The sequence below is a fragment of the Pseudomonas sp. HMSC066A08 genome (assembly GCF_001813025.1).
GTDB lineage: Bacteria > Pseudomonadota > Gammaproteobacteria > Pseudomonadales > Pseudomonadaceae > Pseudomonas > Pseudomonas aeruginosa.
Map to the genome: position 1 here is coordinate 88,890 of NZ_KV811378.1, position 1,510 is coordinate 90,399.

Here is a 1,510-nt window from a genome sequence, read left to right on the forward strand (position 1 = left end):
TTCGGCAGGCTGAACCAGCGTGCGGCGATCTCGGCATGGGCCAGCGGCGTCCACAGGCTGACCACCCCGATGATCGCCAGCAGCACCAGCGCCAGCGGGCGCGCCAGGTCGTGCATGCGCTCCTGCAGGCGGCCTTCGGTCTTCATGATCAGCCAGGTGCAGCCGAGCAGGGTGTAGGCGACGATCAGGGCCAGGCCACAGAACAGCGGGAACGGCGCGATCCAGTCCAGCGAACCGCCGGCGAAGCTGCGGTTCTCCACCGGGATGCCTTCGATGAAGGCGCCCAGCGCCACGCCCTGGAAGAAGGTCGCCACCAGCGAACCGCCGATGAACGCCTTGTCCCAGATATGCTGCTTGGCCGGCTTGGCCTTGAAGCGGAACTCGAAGGCGACGCCGCGGAAGATCAGCCCGACGAGCATGAAGATCAACGGCAGGTAGAGCGCCGACAGGACCACCGCGTAGGCCAGCGGGAAGGCCCCGAACAGCGCCGCGCCGCCCAGCACCAGCCAGGTCTCGTTGCCATCCCAGACCGGCGCCACGGTGTTCATCATCACATCGCGGTCGCCGCTGTCCTTGAAGAACGGATAGAGCATGCCGATGCCCAGGTCGAAGCCGTCCATCACCACGTACATCATGATGCCGAAGATGATGATGACCGCCCAGATGAGGGAAAGATCGATACCCATGTCTCAGTTCCTCTTGTCCTGGTCGCGGTCGGCCGCTTGCGCGTCGCCGTCGTGCTCTTCGTCGAAACCTTCGCCGGCGGCCGACAATGGCCGCGCCGGCGTCCGCTTCTGCCCGGCGCCTCCCGGGTTGGTCTCGCGTCCCTCATGGGTGACCGGGCCCTTGCGCACCAGGCGCATCATGTAGCCGATGCCGACGCCGAACAGCGAGAAGTACACCACCACGAAGGTCAGCAGGGTCAGGCTCATCTGCGTCACGCTCTGCGCCGAGGAGGCGTCGGCGGTGCGCATCAGCCCGTAGACCACCCAGGGCTGGCGGCCCATCTCGGTGGTGAACCAGCCGGCGAGGATCGCGATCAGGCCGGACGGTCCCATCAGCAGGGTCAGGCGCAGGAAGGCCTTCGAGTTGAACAGCTTGTCCTGGCCGCGCCAGCGCAGCCACAGGCTCCAGACGCCGACCAGGATCATCAGCATGCCGAGGCCGGCCATGATCCGGAACGACCAGAACACCACGGTGGAGTTCGGCCGGTCTTCCGGCGGGAAGTCCTTCAGCGCCGGGATCGGCTCGGTCAGGCTGTGCTTGAGGATCAGGCTGCCGAGCACCGGGATCTCCACCTTGAAGCGGGTTTCCTCGCGCTGCATGTCCGGCCAGCCGAACAGGATCAGCGGGGTCGGCTCGCCGCTGCTGTTGTCCCAGTGGCCTTCCATCGCGGCGATCTTCGCCGGCTGGTGCTCCAGGGTGTTGAGGCCATGGGCGTCGCCGATCAGCGCCTGTACCGGGGCGACGATCAGCGCCATCCACATGGCCATCGAGAGCATCTTGCGGA

General features: G+C 66.5%; 1 protein-coding gene and 1 pseudogene. Both read right to left on the reverse strand.

What is annotated here, in order from left to right; genetic code table 11:
* On the reverse strand, positions 1 to 686 hold a 686-nt coding region (cioB, locus tag HMPREF2886_RS31840; protein WP_070749121.1), incomplete at its 3' end, for a cyanide-insensitive cytochrome bd quinol oxidase subunit II.
* Positions 687 to 689: 3 nt separating this feature from the next.
* Positions 690 to 1,510 (reverse strand): annotated as a pseudogene (cioA, locus tag HMPREF2886_RS31845) (cyanide-insensitive cytochrome bd quinol oxidase subunit I); the annotation flags it as partial.